At 70.2% G+C, this 14,845-nt stretch carries 14 protein-coding genes; 8 read left to right on the top strand and 6 right to left on the bottom strand.

What is annotated here, in order from left to right:
• Window positions 1–19 precede the first annotated feature (19 nt).
• Both G5B31_RS15270 and G5B31_RS15265 read right to left on the bottom strand, forming a co-directional pair.
• Complete coding sequence (locus tag G5B31_RS15270; RefSeq protein WP_165019058.1) at window positions 20–409, bottom strand: Cu(I)-responsive transcriptional regulator; 390 nt, start codon at window positions 407–409, stop codon at window positions 20–22.
• Window positions 406–2,796, bottom strand: coding sequence for a heavy metal translocating P-type ATPase (locus G5B31_RS15265; RefSeq protein ID WP_165019057.1), 2,391 nt, complete (start codon window positions 2,794–2,796; stop codon window positions 406–408). Before G5B31_RS15265 ends, G5B31_RS15270 begins: the two co-directional genes overlap by 4 nt.
• Before the next feature lie 144 nt (window positions 2,797–2,940).
• Between G5B31_RS15265 and G5B31_RS15260 the strand changes: the two genes are divergently transcribed.
• Window positions 2,941–3,132 (top strand): heavy-metal-associated domain-containing protein, encoded by a 192-nt coding sequence (locus tag G5B31_RS15260; protein WP_165019056.1) that lies wholly within the window; start codon window positions 2,941–2,943, stop codon window positions 3,130–3,132.
• A gap of 363 nt (window positions 3,133–3,495) precedes the next feature.
• Entirely contained in the window at window positions 3,496–3,837 is a 342-nt protein-coding gene (locus G5B31_RS15255; protein ID WP_165019055.1) for a TfoX/Sxy family protein, read from the top strand.
• Between the two features lie 73 nt (window positions 3,838–3,910).
• On the opposite strand, the gene ndk is transcribed toward G5B31_RS15255, so the two are convergent.
• Together ndk and G5B31_RS15245 are read right to left on the bottom strand one after the other, a co-directional pair.
• Window positions 3,911–4,333 (bottom strand): nucleoside-diphosphate kinase, encoded by a 423-nt coding sequence (gene ndk, locus G5B31_RS15250; protein ID WP_165019054.1) that lies wholly within the window; start codon window positions 4,331–4,333, stop codon window positions 3,911–3,913.
• A gap of 125 nt (window positions 4,334–4,458) precedes the next feature.
• Window positions 4,459–4,851: a DoxX family protein gene (locus G5B31_RS15245; protein ID WP_165019053.1), complete on the bottom strand. Its 393-nt coding sequence runs from the start codon at window positions 4,849–4,851 to the stop codon at window positions 4,459–4,461.
• A 163-nt stretch (window positions 4,852–5,014) separates the two neighbouring features.
• Here G5B31_RS15245 and G5B31_RS15240 point away from each other — a divergent pair, with 163 nt between their 5' ends.
• From G5B31_RS15240 to G5B31_RS15230, 3 genes are read left to right on the top strand one after another with little or no spacing between them, the layout of a single operon-like run.
• The gene (locus tag G5B31_RS15240) at window positions 5,015–6,859 is read left to right on the top strand and encodes an ABC-F family ATP-binding cassette domain-containing protein (RefSeq protein ID WP_165019052.1); all 1,845 of its coding nucleotides are present in this window, start codon (window positions 5,015–5,017) and stop codon (window positions 6,857–6,859) included.
• 57 nt (window positions 6,860–6,916) lie between these two features.
• Window positions 6,917–7,537, top strand: a complete 621-nt coding sequence (locus G5B31_RS15235; protein WP_165019051.1) for a MarC family protein — start codon at window positions 6,917–6,919, stop codon at window positions 7,535–7,537.
• A 54-nt stretch (window positions 7,538–7,591) separates the two neighbouring features.
• Complete coding sequence (locus tag G5B31_RS15230; RefSeq protein WP_165019050.1) at window positions 7,592–8,170, top strand: TIGR02281 family clan AA aspartic protease; 579 nt, start codon at window positions 7,592–7,594, stop codon at window positions 8,168–8,170.
• Between the two features lie 192 nt (window positions 8,171–8,362).
• Here G5B31_RS15230 and G5B31_RS15225 read toward each other — a convergent pair whose 3' ends face one another.
• Both G5B31_RS15225 and G5B31_RS15220 read right to left on the bottom strand, forming a co-directional pair.
• Complete coding sequence (locus tag G5B31_RS15225; protein WP_240904439.1) at window positions 8,363–8,818, bottom strand: DNA polymerase III subunit chi; 456 nt, start codon at window positions 8,816–8,818, stop codon at window positions 8,363–8,365.
• Between the two features lie 17 nt (window positions 8,819–8,835).
• Window positions 8,836–10,308, bottom strand: coding sequence for a leucyl aminopeptidase (locus tag G5B31_RS15220; protein ID WP_165019048.1), 1,473 nt, complete (start codon window positions 10,306–10,308; stop codon window positions 8,836–8,838).
• Between the two features lie 159 nt (window positions 10,309–10,467).
• On the opposite strand from G5B31_RS15220, the gene lptF reads away from it, so the two are divergent.
• The 3 genes from lptF to G5B31_RS15205 are packed head-to-tail and all read left to right on the top strand — an operon-like array spanning window position 10,468 to window position 14,830.
• Entirely contained in the window at window positions 10,468–11,598 is a 1,131-nt protein-coding gene (gene lptF / locus G5B31_RS15215; protein WP_165019047.1) for an LPS export ABC transporter permease LptF, read from the top strand.
• Complete coding sequence (gene lptG / locus G5B31_RS15210) at window positions 11,595–12,692, top strand: LPS export ABC transporter permease LptG (RefSeq protein WP_165019046.1); 1,098 nt, start codon at window positions 11,595–11,597, stop codon at window positions 12,690–12,692. Before lptF ends, lptG begins: the two co-directional genes overlap by 4 nt.
• Window positions 12,692–14,830: an LPS-assembly protein LptD gene (locus tag G5B31_RS15205; RefSeq protein WP_165019045.1), complete on the top strand. Its 2,139-nt coding sequence runs from the start codon at window positions 12,692–12,694 to the stop codon at window positions 14,828–14,830. The genes lptG and G5B31_RS15205 overlap by 1 nt, the downstream gene beginning before the upstream one ends.
• Window positions 14,831–14,845 lie beyond the last annotated feature (15 nt).

Genomic DNA, 14,845 nt, shown 5'->3' with positions numbered 1-14,845 from the left:
CTGGCAGGCGTTCCAACCCTCACTCCTTCTCCGCCAGCCCCGACAGGATCGGGCAATCCGGCCGCGCGTCGCCGGCGCAGGCGTGCACCAGGTCGGTCAGCACCGCCTGCATCGCCCGCAGTTCCGCCACCTTGGCCTCGATCCGCGCCAGGTGGCGCTCGGCCAGGTCCTTCACATCGGCGCTGGCGCGGCCCTTGTCCTCGTAGAGCGCCAGAAGCGCCCGGCAATCCTCGATCGAGAACCCCAGACCCCGCGCCCGGCCGATGAAGGCCAGCTTGTGCAGGTCGGCCTCGCGGAACCTCCGGTAGCCGTTCGGGCCCCGCTCGGGGCGGATCAGGCCGATGTCCTCGTAATAGCGGATGGTCTTGGCGGGCAGGCCGGCCCGGGTTCCGACTTCGGAGATGTTCATCCCTTCACTCCTTTCAGCCGCAGCGCGTTCAACAAGACGAAGACCGAGGACAGCGCCATCGCGCCCGCCCCCAGCATGGGCGAGACCTGCGGCCCGCCGAAGGGCACCAGCAGCCCCGCCGCCACCGGCACCAGCGCGACGTTGTAGCCGAAGGCCCAGACCAGGTTCTGGCGGATGTTGCGCATCACCGCCCGGCTGACCCTGACCGCCGAGACCACGGCGCGCGGGTCGCCGCGCATCAGCACCACCTCGCCGGCCTCGATGGCCACATCCGTCCCGGTGCCCATGGCGATGCCGACCTCGGCCGCCGCCAGCGCCGGCGCGTCGTTGATGCCGTCGCCGACGAAGGCGCCGCGCATGTCGCGGACGATCTGCTGCTTGCCCTCGGGCAGGATGCCGGCATGGACGCGCGGGATGCCGAGGCCCGAGGCCACCGCCTGCGCCGCCGCCGGCGTGTCGCCGGAGATCATCGCCACCTCGACGCCGAGGGCCGCCAGTCCCGCCACCGCCTCGGCCGCGCCGGGTTTCGGCTGATCGGCGGCGACGATCAGGCCCTCCACCGCGCCGTCGCGGGCGACGTAGAGCAGGCTCTGCCCCTGGGCCGCGGCCTCGGCCGCCTTGGCCTCGAGGTCGGGAGGGATCGCGGAGAACATCCGCGCCGCGCCCACCTCGATCCTTGCGCCCTGCACCATCGCCTCGGCGCCATAGCCGGGGCGGGCCTTGAAGCCGGTCGCCTCGGGCACATCCGTCGCCGCGGCCAGCACGGCGGCGGCCAGCGGGTGTTCGCTGCCCCGCTCCACCGCCGCGGCCATCGGCAGCACCCAGTCAGGCCCGTGGACCGCCGCCACCTGCGGCTTGCCCTCGGTCAGGGTGCCGGTCTTGTCGAAGCCTACCACCGTCATGCCGGCCAGCGCCTGCAGCGCATCGCCGCGGCGGAAGAGGACCCCCAGTTCCGCCGCCCGCCCGGTGCCGACCAGGATCGAGACCGGCACCGCCAGCCCCATGGCGCAGGGGCAGGCGATGATCAGCACCGCGACGCCGGAGACCAGCGCCCGGGCGACATCGCCGGTCGCCAACAGCCAGATCACCGCGGTCGCCGCCGCCACCGCCATCACCGCCGGCACGAACCACAAAGTCACCCGGTCCACCAGCGCCTGCACCGGCAGCTTCGACCCCTGCGCCTCCTCGACCATGGCGACGATCCGGGCCAAGGTGGTGGCGGCGCCGACCGCCTTCACCTCGACCACCAGCGCGCCGGTGCCGTTCACCGTGCCTGCCGTCACCGCATCGCCGCTGCGCTTCTCCACCGGCAAGGGCTCGCCGGTCAGCATGGATTCGTCGACCGCCGAGGCGCCGTCGGCCACCAGCCCGTCCACCGGCACCCGCTCGCCCGGTCGCAGCACGATCCGCATCCCCGGCAAGAGGCTCGCCACCGGCACCTCCTGCCCGTCCTCCAGCCGCGCCACCCGCGGTTGCAGGCCGACCAGCCGGGCGATGGCCGCGCCCGCCCTGCCCCGCGCCCGCGCCTCCAGCGCCCGGCCCAGCAGGATCAGCGTCACGATCACCGCCGCCGCCTCGAACCAGACCGAGCGGCTTTCCGCCGGGATCAGCCCCGGCGCGAACAGGACAAGGGTGGAGAAGCCCCAGGCCGCGAGGGTCCCCACCGCGACCAGCGCATTCATGTCGGGCCCGCCGCGCAGCAGAGAGGGGATACCCTTGAGGAAGAACCTCCGCCCCGGGCCGGCCAGCACGGCGGTGGTCAGCAGGAATTCCATGATCCACAGCGGCCGCTGCCCGACCGCGCCGTGCAGCCAGTGGTGGAAGGCCGGGAACAGGTGCCCGCCCATCTCGGCCACGAAGACCGGCAGGGTCAGCAGGCCGGCGATGATGAAATCCCGCCAGAGCCGGTGTTCCTCGGCCGCCGGATCGGCGGGGGCGGCCTCTTCCAGCGGCGCGGCGGCATAGCCCGCACGGGTCACCGCCGCGGCCAGCGCCGCCGGGTCGGCGCGCTCCCACAGGGTCACCTGCGCCCGCCGCGTCGCCAGGTTCGCCACGGCCGAGGCCACCCCCGGTTGCGCCTTCAGCACCCGCTCCACCCGTCCGGTGCAGGCGGCGCAGGTCATGCCCTCGACCGAGAGCGTGACCACCTCCGGCACCGCCGGATAGCCGGCCTTCGCCAGCGCCTCGGCCATCGTCTCGCGGGTGGCGGGGGCATGGAAGCGGGCCGTGGCCTCGCCGGTGCCGAAATTGGCCGCGGCCGCCTCCACCCCCGGCACCGCCTTCAGCGCGCGTTCGACCCGGGCCACGCAGGAGGCGCAGGTCATCCCCTCCAGCCGGAAGCGGGCGGTTTCAGGGTCGGTTCCGGGGGGCAGAGCGGTGGTATCCATCGGCGTGTTCTCCTTCGCCTGCCGGATATAAGGTTTCCAGCGACTGGAAGGTCAACCCCTCCGCCCGCAGAAAATCGACCCGACGACGGCCCTTGACCTTCCCCCTGCTGGAAGCCCCATATCGCCGGCAGAAGGAGATTCCCGATGACCGTGCTTTCCGTTCCCGACATGTCCTGCGGCCATTGCAAGGCCAGCGTCGAGGCCGCGCTTTCCCCCCTCGCCTCAAAGGTCGAGGTCGACCTGCCCGCCCGCCGCGTCACCGCCGAGGGCGCCCCGCCCGAGGCGCTGGTCAAGGCGCTGGAGGCCATCGGTTTTCCGGCCAGCGTGGTCGGCTGACCGGCCGGTTATGCCTGCCAGGAAACCCTTTGCGCCTGCAGGGAAAAACTTGTTGCCGATGTCGCACATGTGATCGCGATTGTCGCAATGGGGCCATGTCCCGGACTTGCTGCCGCCATTTGTAAAAGGCACATCAAGGCCATGTGAAACCAGAGCCGAGGCAGAGCAGTCACAATGGCCACGTCATCGCAGCAGCAAGGCGGCAGCACCACGCCGGCCCAGCAACCCCAGCAGCAGGGCAGCGCGCCCAAGCCGCAGGGCAAGCCCGTCTTCAAGGACTGGGCGTCGATCTGATCCCGGCGGCTTGCCGGAACCCGGGGCCGGCCTGTAGGCTGGCCCCGTTTCCGTTCGCAGGCCGCCCCGATGCCCGATCCCGTCTCCTCGATCCCCAATCTCGGCCCGGCCTCCGAGGCGGCCTTCGCCCGGGCCGGCATCCATTCGGCGCAAGAGTTGCGGGCGCTCGGGGCGGACGAGGGCTACCGGCGGCTTCTCCTCTCCGGCAGTCCGCCGCATTTCATCGGCTATTACGTGCTGGTGATGGGCCTGCAGGGCCGGCCCTGGAACGATTGCCAGGGCGAGGAGAAGAAGGCGCTGCGGGCGAAGTTCGACGCGATCAAGGCCTCGGTCCGGGGCACAAAGGAAAAGGGCCGCTCCGATCTGGAGGCGGCCCTTTCGTTCTTCGGCGTGGTGGAACGCCAAGGCTAGGCGCAATTTTCCTGCAGGAAAATTGTCAAGCTCCTTGGAAGGAGCTTGCAAATTCCTTCCAAGGAATTTGCGCTCAGCCCACCAGTTCGAGGCCCGAGAAGAAGAAGGCGATCTCGCGCGCGGCCGAGGCCTCGCTGTCCGAGCCGTGGACCGAGTTCTCGCCCTTCGACAGCGCGAATTCCTTGCGGATGGTGCCCGGGGCGGCGGCGGCCGGATCGGTCGCGCCCATCACTTCGCGGTTCTTGGCGATGGCGCCCTCGCCTTCCAGCACCTGCACCACCACCGGCTCGGAGGCCATGAAGCTGCACAGCTCGCCGTAGAAGGGGCGTTCCTTGTGCTCGGCGTAGAACTGGCCGGCCTGGGCCGGGGTCAGGTGGATGCGCTTGGAGGCGACGACGCGCAGGCCGGCCTCCTCGAACTTGGCGACGATCTTGCCGGTCAGGTTGCGCTTGGTGGCGTCGGGCTTGACGATCGAGAGGGTGCGTTCAATGGCCATATGGCTCTCCATTTCAGGGGCCGGATGCGGCCCTTTTCGCGTGGCCGGGCTGCTAGCACGGGCGCCGGGCAAAGAAAAGATGGCACCAGGGGGCCGCCCGACGGCAGCCCCCTTCCGTGTCGCGCTCAGGTCTTCCGCGCCATCACGGCATCCAGGCTCCACGGCCCCGGCCCCGCCGCGGCGATGTAGAGGAAGACGAAGCAGAACAGCATCGCCGGCTCGCCGCCGTTCAGCACCGGGAAGAACCCGCCCGGGGCATGGGCCATGAAATAGGCGACGGCCATCATGCCCGACAGCACGAAGGCCACCGGCCGCGAGAACAGCCCGATCACGAGCAGAAGCCCGCCCGCCACTTCCAGCACCCCGGCGACAGTCATCAGGGTGTTCAGCGGAAACTCCATCGGCACGGGCCAGCCGAACAGCTTCATCGAGCCATGGGTCAGGAAGGTCGCGGCAGCCAGGATGCGCAGGACGCTGCGAATCTGCGGCGCCCAGGGCTGGAGGAATGTCATCTGCATGTGGGTGTCCTGTCGTTGATTGTTCCTGCGGTCGTCTGGCTTCCGGCCGGTTGCGGGACAGCACGCAAAGGCTAGCCGCCCGTCGCCCGATGCCGCAAGGACTTCCTGCGACGCGCCGCGAGAGGTTGACCTTGCCGCAAGGACAGGCCAAGCGTTCCGCGCCATGCTGAAGATCGCCGACATCACCTATTCGGTCGAGGGCCGCCCCCTGTTCGAGGGCGCCTCCGCCACCATCCCCGAGGGCCACAAGGTCGGCCTGGTCGGCCGCAACGGCACCGGCAAGACCACGCTGTTCCGGCTGATCCGGGGCGAGCTGACGCTGGAGGGCGGCGCCATCAGCCTGCCGCAGCGCGCCCGCATCGGCGGGGTGGCGCAGGAAGTGCCGTCCTCGGAGGTGTCGCTGATCGACACCGTGCTGGCCGCCGACACCGAACGCGCCGCGCTGCTGGCCGAATCCGAGACCGCCACCGATGCCGCCCGCATCGGCGAGATCCAGGCCCGGCTCATCGACATCGACGCCTGGTCGGGCGAGGCGCGGGCCTCCTCGATCCTGCGCGGCCTGGGGTTCGAGCCCGACCAGCAGCTGCTGCCTTGCTCCGCTTTCTCCGGCGGCTGGCGGATGCGGGTGGCTTTGGCCGGGGTGCTGTTCGCGCAGCCGGACGTGCTGCTCTTGGACGAGCCGACCAACTACCTGGACCTCGAAGGCGCGCTCTGGCTGGAAAGCTATCTGGCGAAATACCCCCATACCGTCATCATCATCAGCCACGACCGCGGCCTCCTGAACCGCGCCGTGACCGGCATCCTGCATCTGGAAGACCGCAAGCTGACCTATTACTCCGGCCCCTACGACACCTTCGCCGAAACCCGCGCCGCCCGCCTTGCCGTGGCCGAGGCCGAGAACCGCAAGGCCGAGGCCCGCCGCGCCCATCTGCAAAGCTTCGTCGACCGCTTCCGCTACAAGGCCTCGAAGGCCAAGCAGGCGCAGTCGCGGCTGAAGATGATCGAGCGGCTGAAGCTGACCTCCACCCCGCAGGAGGCGGCGCTGGCGAAGTTCACCTTCCCCGAGCCGGAAGAGCTGTCGCCGCCGATCCTGACGCTGGAGGGCTGCGCCGTCGGCTACGGCGGCCCGCCGGTGCTGCGGCGGCTGAGCTTGCGGATCGACCAGGACGACCGCATCGCCCTTCTCGGCCGCAACGGCGAGGGGAAATCCACGCTGTCCAAGCTGCTGGCGGGCAAACTTCATCCCTCCGAGGGCCGCCTGCATCGGTCGTCCAAGCTGCGGATCGGCTATTTCGCCCAGCATCAGGTCGATGAGCTGGAGGTGGAGGACACGCCGCTGGCCCATGTCGCCCGCCTGCGCCCCGGAGAGCCTCCCGCGCGGCTGCGCGCCCGGCTGGCGGGCTTCGGGCTGATGGCGGAACAGGCGGAAACCGCGGTCGGCCGGCTCTCCGGCGGGCAGAAGGCGCGGCTGTCGCTGCTCCTTGCCACCATCGACGCGCCGCACCTGCTGATCCTCGACGAACCGACCAACCACCTCGACATCGAAAGCCGCGAGGCGCTGGTCGAGGCGCTGACCGAATACACCGGCGCGGTGATCCTGGTCAGCCACGACATGCACCTGCTGAGCCTGGTCGCCGACCGGCTCTGGCTGGTGAAGGGCGGCACCGTTGCGCCGTTCGAGCAGGACCTGGAGGCCTATCGCAGCCTTCTCCTGCAAGGCGACGAGGCGAAGACCGTCACGAAACCCGCCGAGAAGCCGAAGAAACCCGTCACCGACCTTGCCGCCCTGCGGACGGAGGTCCGCAAGGCCGAGGAGCGGCTGGCGAAGCTGTCGGAGATGCGGGCGAAGCTATCCGACCGCATGGCCGACCCGGCGCTCTACGACGCCGACCGCAAGGCCGACCTCGACCAGTTCACCGCCAAGTTCGCCGAACTGGAAGCCGCCGAGCACCGCGCCGAGGCGCTGTGGCTGGAGGCGCAGGAACGGCTGGAGGCGGCGGGCGGCTGACGGCCCTTCCCAAGCCCCCGCCCCGCGGGCTAGCCTGCCTGCCAACCCGGAGGCCCGATGCCCGAGACCGCCTTCCTGATCACCGCCTTCGCCACCCTCTTCGTGGTGATCGACCCGCCCGGGCTGGTGCCGATGTTCATCGCCCTCACCCGCGGCATGTCGTCCGAACGCCGCCGCGCCATGGCCCGCCGCGCCTGCCTGATCGCCGCGGTGCTGCTGACCGCCTTCGGCCTCTTCGGCGAGTCGATCCTCGGCTTTATCGGCATCTCGATGCCCGCCTTCCGCATCGCCGGCGGCATCCTGCTGTTCCTCACCGCGCTCGACATGCTGTTCGAGCGGCGGACCCAGCGGAGGGAAGGCCAGCAGCCGGACCCCGACCACGACCCCTCGGTCTTCCCCCTCGCCACGCCGCTGATCGCCGGGCCGGGCGCCATCGCCACCATGATCCTGCTGGTCGGCCAGTCCGGCCCCGGCTGGCAGGGCGCGGCCTGGGTGATCGGGCTGCTGCTGGCGATGATGGCGGTGACCTTCGCCTTCCTCCTCGCCTCGCCGCCGCTGGAGCGGATGCTGGGCCGCACCGGGGTGGTGGTGATCACCCGGCTCTTGGGGATGCTGCTGGCGGCGCTGTCGGTGCAGTTCGTGATCGACGGGGTGCGGCAGACCGGCCTCGTCGGCTGAGCCTTCCCTTCCGCGCCGCGATGCCCCATATCCGGGAAGGACGAGGGAGACCGCATGGACGGCGACAGTTTCGCAAGGCTCGGCTATCTGGCGCTGCTGCTGGCGGCGATCGGCGGCTGGATGATCGTGGAATACCGCGGCCGCATGGGCCAGGCACTGCGGGTGGCGGCGGCCTGGGGGCTGATCTTCCTGGGGGTGATGGCGGCCTACGGACTCTGGACCGACATCCGCGGCCCGCAGGCGATCCCCGACCAGATCCTGACCGAGGCCGGCCGGGTGGAACTGCCCCGCGCGCCGGACGGGCATTACTACGCCACGCTGACGGTCAACGGCGTGGACCTGCGCTTCATGGCCGACACCGGCGCCTCGACCATGGTGCTGACCAAGGCGGATGCGAAAGCCATCGGCCTCGACCCCGAGGCGCTGCTCTACCTGGGCGAGGCCTATACCGCCAACGGCCGCGTCCGCACCGCGCGGGTGACGCTGGACACGGTGGGCCTCGGCCCCTTCGCCGACAGCAATGTCTCGGCCTGGGTGAACGAAGGGGAGATGGACATCTCGCTGCTGGGGATGGACTACCTCGGAAGGTTCAGGATCGAGATCGCCGGCGACAAGATGATCCTGGGGCGGTAGCGCCCTGCCCCGGCCTCGGGGGCATTCTGCCCCCAAACCCCCTGAGGATATTTGCGTCCAGAAAGAGGAGGAGCCTTTGCCTCTTTCTGGATGGAAATATCCCCGCCGGAGGCACCCGAGCCGGTTGCGCCTGAAAGGCGCAGAGGCGAGACGAAAGGCTTGCGCCTGCCAAGGCGCACATATGGCAACCGTTCAGCCCTTCGCGGCGCTTTCGGCCTTCTTCTCCCAGCGGCCGGAGTCGTCGTTCCAGTATTGCGCGACAAGACCCGCCGCGGTCACGGCCTTCCATTGCAGCCGCGCCGCCTGCACCTGCCTCTCGTCGCGGCCCTCGAAGGCCAGCCAGACCCGCTCCAGCGCCTGCGCCTCCTGCGGCTGCACCGCCTGCGGCCCCATCAGCAAAAGCGCCTGCGCCCCGTTCACCGGCGCGCCCGTCCCCAAGAGCACCGGCTGCTCGGCGTCATGCGCGCCGCCCTCCAGCCCGTGCGGCAGGAAGCCCTCTTCGGGGGAAAGCCAGAGCCGCTGGTCCTGCCGCTCCAGCGCGGCGCGGTCGGGGCTGCGGATCATCACCCGCCAGCCCTGCGCCAGCGCCCGCGGCACCAGCATGTCGATCACCTCGTCCATGCCGTGCCGAGTCAGGTGGTAGAACATCACCGCGCCCATCGGGGCTATTTCGCCTCGAACCTGTCGCGGATCAGCCGGTTCAGCGCCATCACCCCCCAGCCGGTCGCCCCTTTCGGCGCCAGCGTGGTGTCGGCCTTCACCAGCGCCGTGCCGGCGATGTCGAGGTGGCACCAGGGCGTCCCTTCCTTGACGAAGCGGGCCAGGAACTGCGCCGCGGTGATCGCGCCGCCGTCGCGGCCGCCGACGTTCATCATGTCGGCGATGCGCGATTTCAGCTTGGCGTCGTAAGCCTCGCCCATCGGCATCCGCCAGGCGCCCTCGCCTTCCGCGCTGGCGGCGCGGAGGAAGGCGGTGCAGAGGTCGTCGTCGTTGGAGAAGACGCCGGTGTTCTCGTGGCCGAGCGCGACGATGATCGCCCCGGTCAGAGTGGCGAGGTTGATCATGCCCTTCGGCTGGAACCGCTCCTGCGCATACCAGAGCACGTCGGCCAGCACCAAACGGCCCTCGGCATCGGTGTTGATCACCTCGATGGTGTCGCCCTTCATCGAGCGCACCACGTCGCCCGGGCGCTGCGCCCGGCCGTCAGGCATGTTCTCCACGAGGCCCACAAGGCCCACCACATTGGCCTTCGCCTTCCGCAGCGCCAGGGTGCGCATCACCCCGGCCACGGTGCCGGCGCCGCCCATGTCCATGGTCATCTCTTCCATCCCGGCCGCCGGCTTGATGGAAATCCCGCCGGTGTCGAAGACCACGCCCTTGCCGACCAGCGCGAAGGGGGCCTCGCCCTTCGCCCCGCCGTTCCACTGCATCACCACCACCTTGGAGGGGCTTTCCGAGCCCTGCCCGACGCCCAGAAGCGCGCCCATGCCCAGCTTCTTCAGCTCGGGCTCCTCCAGGATCTCCACCTCCAGCCCCAGTTCCTGCATCGCCGCCAGCCGGGCGGCGAAATCGTCGGTGGTCAGGATGTTCGCCGGCTCGTTCACCAGATCGCGGGTGAAGAATACGCCCTCGGCCACCGCGGCCATCGGCGCGGCCTCGGCAGCCACCGCCTCGGGGGCGGAGACCATCATCTCCACCGCGCCCTTCGCCGCCTGCTCGCCGGTCTTGTGCGGGGTGAAGTCATAGGCCCGCAGCGCCAGCCCGAAGGAGACCTCGGCCGCGCGGGGATGGTTCTCCGCGATCACCAGCAGGTCGGCCTTCGACAGCGCCTTGCCGAGGACGGCGCCGGCCTTGCGGGCCGAGGCGGCATCGGTGCGCTTGGGCAGCCGGACGACCTGCAGCGCCTCGGCGGCCAGCCCGGCCGGGAAGGCCAGTTCCAGCGCCTCGCCCGGCTTCAGCTTGCCCCAGCCCTCGGACCCCATGGCGCGCGCCAGCGCCCCCTTCGTCGCCCGGTCCAGCCGCCGCGCCGCGGGGGTCATGCCGGTCGGCCCGTCGGCCAGCACGGCGATGCGGCCCGGATGGGCGGCCAGCCGGTCGAGGTCGGTTTCGGTGAATCGGATCGGGGCGGGATGCGTCATGGGATGCCTTCGCGTCTGTGGGATGCGCCCGGCCCGGCCGGGATCGGCGGGCGGCTGCGCAAAGGCTACAGATTGGCCGCGGGCTTTGCCAGATATGAGTTTCGGGCCCCCGGCAAATCCGTTAGGGTCACGCAACATCTTGTGGGGACGCATTTCCGCTTGTCCAGATTCGACCGATACCTGCTGTCGCAGCTGCTGGCGCTGTTCGGCTTCTTCAGCCTCGTGCTGGTGGCCGTCTACTGGGTCAACCGCGCCGTCGGCCTGTTCGACCAGCTGATCGGCGACGGCCAGTCGGCGGTGGTCTTCCTTGAGTTTTCCCTGCTGACCCTGCCCAACGTGATCCGCCTGGTGCTGCCGATTTCCGCCTTCGCCGCCTGCCTTTACGCCATCAACCGGCTGAACCAGGAAAGCGAGCTGGTGGTGATGCAGGCCACCGGCTTCTCCGCCTTCCGGCTGGCCCGTCCGGTGCTGTTCTTCGGCCTCTCGGTGCTGGCGATGCAGATGGTGCTGACCAACGTGCTGGTGCCGCTGTCGCAGGCAAGGCTGGGCGAGCGCACCTCGGAGATTTCGCAGAACGCCACCGCCCGCTTCCTGAACGAGGGACGGTTCATGCACCCCGCCACCGGGATCACGCTTTACATCAGCGAGATCAGCCCCCTGGGCGAGCTGAAGAAGATCTTCCTCTCCGACGAGCGGGGCGAGGCCGAGCGGGTGGTCTATACCGCCGAGACCGCGCTTCTGGTGCGGGGCGAGGCCGGGCCGGTGCTGGTGATGATCGACGGCGCGGCGCAGAGGCTGGCGCGCGAGGGGCAGCGGCTGGCCGTCACCCGCTTCGAGAATTTCGCCATGGAACTGGCGGGGCTGGTCGATGCCGGGGCGGCGCGGCGGCAGTCCTTGCGGGAACTGTCGACGCTGGACCTGCTGGCGGCCCCGCCCGAATTGCTGGAGGCGACGGCAAGCAACCGCGCCGCCTTCCGGGAAGAGGCGCACAGCCGGATCGCCTCGCCGCTGCTGGCGCTGGCGGCGCCGCTGGTCGGCTTCGCGGCGCTGATGCTGGGGGGCTATTCGCGCTTCGGCATGTTGCCGCAGATCGCGCTCGGCGTCGGGCTGCTGATCGTGCTGCAGACCATCTCCACCGTCGCCTCGGGCCGGGCGCTGGCCAGCGACATGGCCTGGCCGCTGGTCTATCTGGCGCCGCTGGCCGGGCTGGCGATGGCGGTCGGGCTGTTGTGGCTGGCGCAGCGGCCGCGGCGAAGGCCGCGGCAGGCCGGGGCGGAGGCGCCGGCATGACGATGTCGCTGTATATCGCCCGCCGGTTCCTGACCACGGTCGGCATGGTGTTCCTGATCTTCTTCGGCATCCTGCTGCTGATCGACATGATCGAGCAGATGCGGAAGCTGTCGGGCACCGATGCCGGGCTGGCCGATGCCTTCCGGCTGTCGGTGCTGAACGTGCCGGACACCCTTTACCGCATCCTGCCGCTGATCCTGATCATGGGCTCGGTGGCGCTGTTCCTGGCGCTGGCGCGGTCGTCGGAGCTGGTGGTGGTGCGCGCCGCCGGCCGGTCGGGCCTGCGCTTCCTGGTGACGCCGGTGGCCGCCGCGCTGGCGATCGGGCTTTTCGCCGTCGGCATCCTCAACCCCTTGGTGGCGGCGACGCAGAAGGCCTATGAGGAGCAGCGCGCGGCCTGGCTCAGCCCGGGGGATTCCGTGCTGTCGGTGTCGGACACCGGGCTCTGGCTGCGGCAGGGCGGCACATACGGCCAGACCGTCATCCAGGCGGGCCGCGCCAACCTGGACGGGACCGAGCTGTCCGCCGTCACCTTACTGACCTTCGGCCCCGACGGCACCCCCGCCACGCGGGTGGAGGCCACGCGGGCCAAGCTGACCGCCGGGGCCTGGCTGCTGGACGGGGCGAAGATGTGGGATCTGGCGGCGCCCAACCCGGAACTCGCGGCGACGCATTGGCCCGACGGCACCCGCCTGCCCTCGGACCTGACGCCGGAGCGGATCCGCGACAGTTTCGGCACCCCGAATGCGGTGCCGATCTGGCAGTTGCCGGGCTATATCGACGGGCTGGAAAGCGCGGGCTTCACCGCCCGCTCCTATCGGCTCTGGTTCCAGATGGAGCTGGCGCAGCCGCTGCTGCTGGCCGCGATGGTGCTGATCGCCGCCGGCTTCACCATGCGCCACGCCCGCTTCGGCAGGACCGGGACCATGGTGCTTTACGCCATGCTCTCGGGCTTCGCGGTGTTCTTCCTGCGCAACTTCGCCCAGGCCCTCGGCGATTCCGGCCAGATCCCGGTGCTGCTGGCGGCCTGGAGCCCGCCCTTGGCCGCCGCCCTTCTCGCCCTCGGCCTCGTCCTGCATCTGGAGGACGGCTGATGCGCGCCCTTCTCCGCCTCCTCGCGCTGCTGCTGGCGCTCGCCTCTCCCGCACTGGCGCAGGAGACCGCCGCGCTGGTCTCGGACAGGCTGGAGATCACCGGCGACACCCGCCTGATCGCGACCGGCAATGTCGAGGTCTTCTTCAAGGGCCGCACGCTGAAGGCCAGCCGGATCGTCTACGACCAGGCCAGCGACCGGCTGGTGATCGAAGGCCCGATCCTGCTGACCGAGGCAAGCGGCCAGACCGTCATCCTGGCCTCGCAGGCCGATCTGGCGGCGGACCTGTCCGAGGGGCTGCTGATCAGCGCCCGCATGGTGCTGAACCGGCAGCTGCAACTTGCGGCGAACCGGATCATGCGGGTCGACGGGCGCTATACCGCGCTGGACAACGTGGTGGCCTCCTCCTGCAAGGTCTGCGCGGCGAACCCGGTGCCGGTCTGGGAAATCCGCGCCCGCCGGGTGGTGCACGACCAGGCGGAGCGGCAGCTCTACTTCGACCATGCGCAATTCCGGGTGGCCGGGATTCCGGTGTTCTACATCCCCCGCCTGCGGATGCCCGACCCGACGCTGGACCGCGCCACCGGCTTCCTGCAACCCTCGCTCCGCACCACCTCGGAACTGGGGACGGGGCTGAAATTCCCCTATTTCATCAGGATCGGCGACAGCCGCGACCTGACCATCACCCCCTACATCACCACCAAGAACGGCCGCTCGGTCGAGCTGCGCTACCGCCAGGCCTTCGCCACCGGCGGGATCGAGGTGACCGGCGCCTTCTCGCGCGACCGGATCCTGCCGGGCGAGGACCGCGGCTATCTCTTCGCCACCGGCCATTTCGACCTGCCGCAGGGCTTCGGGCTGGACCTGAAGCTGCAGACGGTGTCGGACCCGGCCTATCTGCTGGACTACGGCATCATGAACACCGACCGGCTGGACAGCCGGATCACCATCGACCGCACCCGGCGCAACGAATACATCTCGGGCCGGGTGATCAGCTTCCAGACCCTGCGCGATGACGAGGACAACACCACCATCCCCTCGGTGGTGGCGGACCTGACCTTCCACCGCCGCTTCTCGCTCGGCCCCTTCGGCGGCGAGGGGGGCTTGCGGCTGCAGACCCACAGCCACTGGCGCAGTTCCTCCAGCCCGTTGGACCCTGACGGCGACGATATTTCGGATGGGCGCGACATGCAGAGGTTCTCGGCCCGCATCGACTGGCGGCGAAGCCTGGTCCTGCCCGCCGGAATCGAGGCCACCCTGCTGGGCGAGGCTACGGCGGATGCCTATGTCATCTCGCAGGACGCGACCTATGCCGGCCACAAGACCCGCAGCCATGCCGCCGCGGGGGTCGAATTGCGCTGGCCCTGGGTCAAGGCCGCCTCCTCCGGCGCGGTGCATGTGATCGAGCCGGTGGTGCAGCTGGTCTGGGCGGGCAGCGACGGCGGCGGCATCCCGAACGAGGATTCCGCACTGGTGGAATTCGACGAGGGCAACCTGTTCTCGCTGAACCGCTTCCCCGGCTCGGACGCGGTGGAATTGGGGCGGCGGGCCAATGTCGGCGTGACCTGGACCCGGCACGATCCGGCCGGCTGGACCATGGGGGTCACGCTGGGCCGGGTCTGGCGCGAGAAGGATTACGCGCAGTTCGGCCCGGCCTCGGGCCTGGCGGGCGAAAGCTCGGACTGGCTGGCGGGGGTGAACTTCACCCTGGCCAACGGCTATGCCATCGCCGGCCGCGCCACCTTCGACAGCGATCTGAACCTGTCGAAGGCCGAGGCCCGGGTCTCGGTCAACCGCGACCGGCTGGCGCTGGCGACCTCGATGCTCTGGGTGGTGGCGGACCCGCTCTACGAGAACCGCCCCGACCCGATCCGCGAATTCACCTTCGACGCCGCCTGGCGCGCCACCGACCAGCTGACCACCCGTCTCTCCGGCAGCTACGACTTCGAGGCCGACCGCGGCACCCTGGCCGCGCTCGGGCTGGAATACCGGACGGATTGCCTGGCGGTGGATGTTTCCCTCTCGCGCCGGTTCACATCCTCGACTAGTGTGACGCCGACGACGGATTTCGGCCTGTCCTTCGAACTGATCGGCATCAGCGGCACCGGCACCGCCGGCCCCGCGCGGCGCTGCAGGTAGGGGACGGCCCAGGAC

Source organism: Rhodobacter sp. SGA-6-6 (assembly GCF_011043545.1).
GTDB lineage: Bacteria > Pseudomonadota > Alphaproteobacteria > Rhodobacterales > Rhodobacteraceae > Pseudogemmobacter.
The sequence above is the reverse complement of the archived record's forward strand: the minus strand, read 5'-3'. Positions and strand labels throughout refer to the sequence as shown.

Bases quoted from the DNA above. Each gene is read 5' to 3' on its own strand.
- G5B31_RS15260 (WP_165019056.1), top strand. From the start codon at position 2,941: ATGACCGTGCTTTCCGTTCCCGACATGTCCTGCGGCCATTGCAAGGCC.
- G5B31_RS15235 (WP_165019051.1), top strand. From the start codon at position 6,917: ATGCCCGAGACCGCCTTCCTGATCACCGCCTTCGCCACCCTCTTCGTG.
- G5B31_RS15265 (WP_165019057.1), bottom strand. From the start codon at position 2,796: ATGGATACCACCGCTCTGCCCCCCGGAACCGACCCTGAAACCGCCCGC.
- lptG (WP_165019046.1), top strand. From the start codon at position 11,595: ATGACGATGTCGCTGTATATCGCCCGCCGGTTCCTGACCACGGTCGGC.
- G5B31_RS15225 (WP_240904439.1), bottom strand. From the start codon at position 8,818: ATGTTCTACCACCTGACTCGGCACGGCATGGACGAGGTGATCGACATG.
- G5B31_RS15240 (WP_165019052.1), top strand. From the start codon at position 5,015: ATGCTGAAGATCGCCGACATCACCTATTCGGTCGAGGGCCGCCCCCTG.
- G5B31_RS15255 (WP_165019055.1), top strand. From the start codon at position 3,496: ATGCCCGATCCCGTCTCCTCGATCCCCAATCTCGGCCCGGCCTCCGAG.
- G5B31_RS15270 (WP_165019058.1), bottom strand. From the start codon at position 409: ATGAACATCTCCGAAGTCGGAACCCGGGCCGGCCTGCCCGCCAAGACC.
- G5B31_RS15245 (WP_165019053.1), bottom strand. From the start codon at position 4,851: ATGCAGATGACATTCCTCCAGCCCTGGGCGCCGCAGATTCGCAGCGTC.
- G5B31_RS15220 (WP_165019048.1), bottom strand. From the start codon at position 10,308: ATGACGCATCCCGCCCCGATCCGATTCACCGAAACCGACCTCGACCGG.
- ndk (WP_165019054.1), bottom strand. From the start codon at position 4,333: ATGGCCATTGAACGCACCCTCTCGATCGTCAAGCCCGACGCCACCAAG.
- G5B31_RS15230 (WP_165019050.1), top strand. From the start codon at position 7,592: ATGGACGGCGACAGTTTCGCAAGGCTCGGCTATCTGGCGCTGCTGCTG.
- G5B31_RS15205 (WP_165019045.1), top strand. From the start codon at position 12,692: ATGCGCGCCCTTCTCCGCCTCCTCGCGCTGCTGCTGGCGCTCGCCTCT.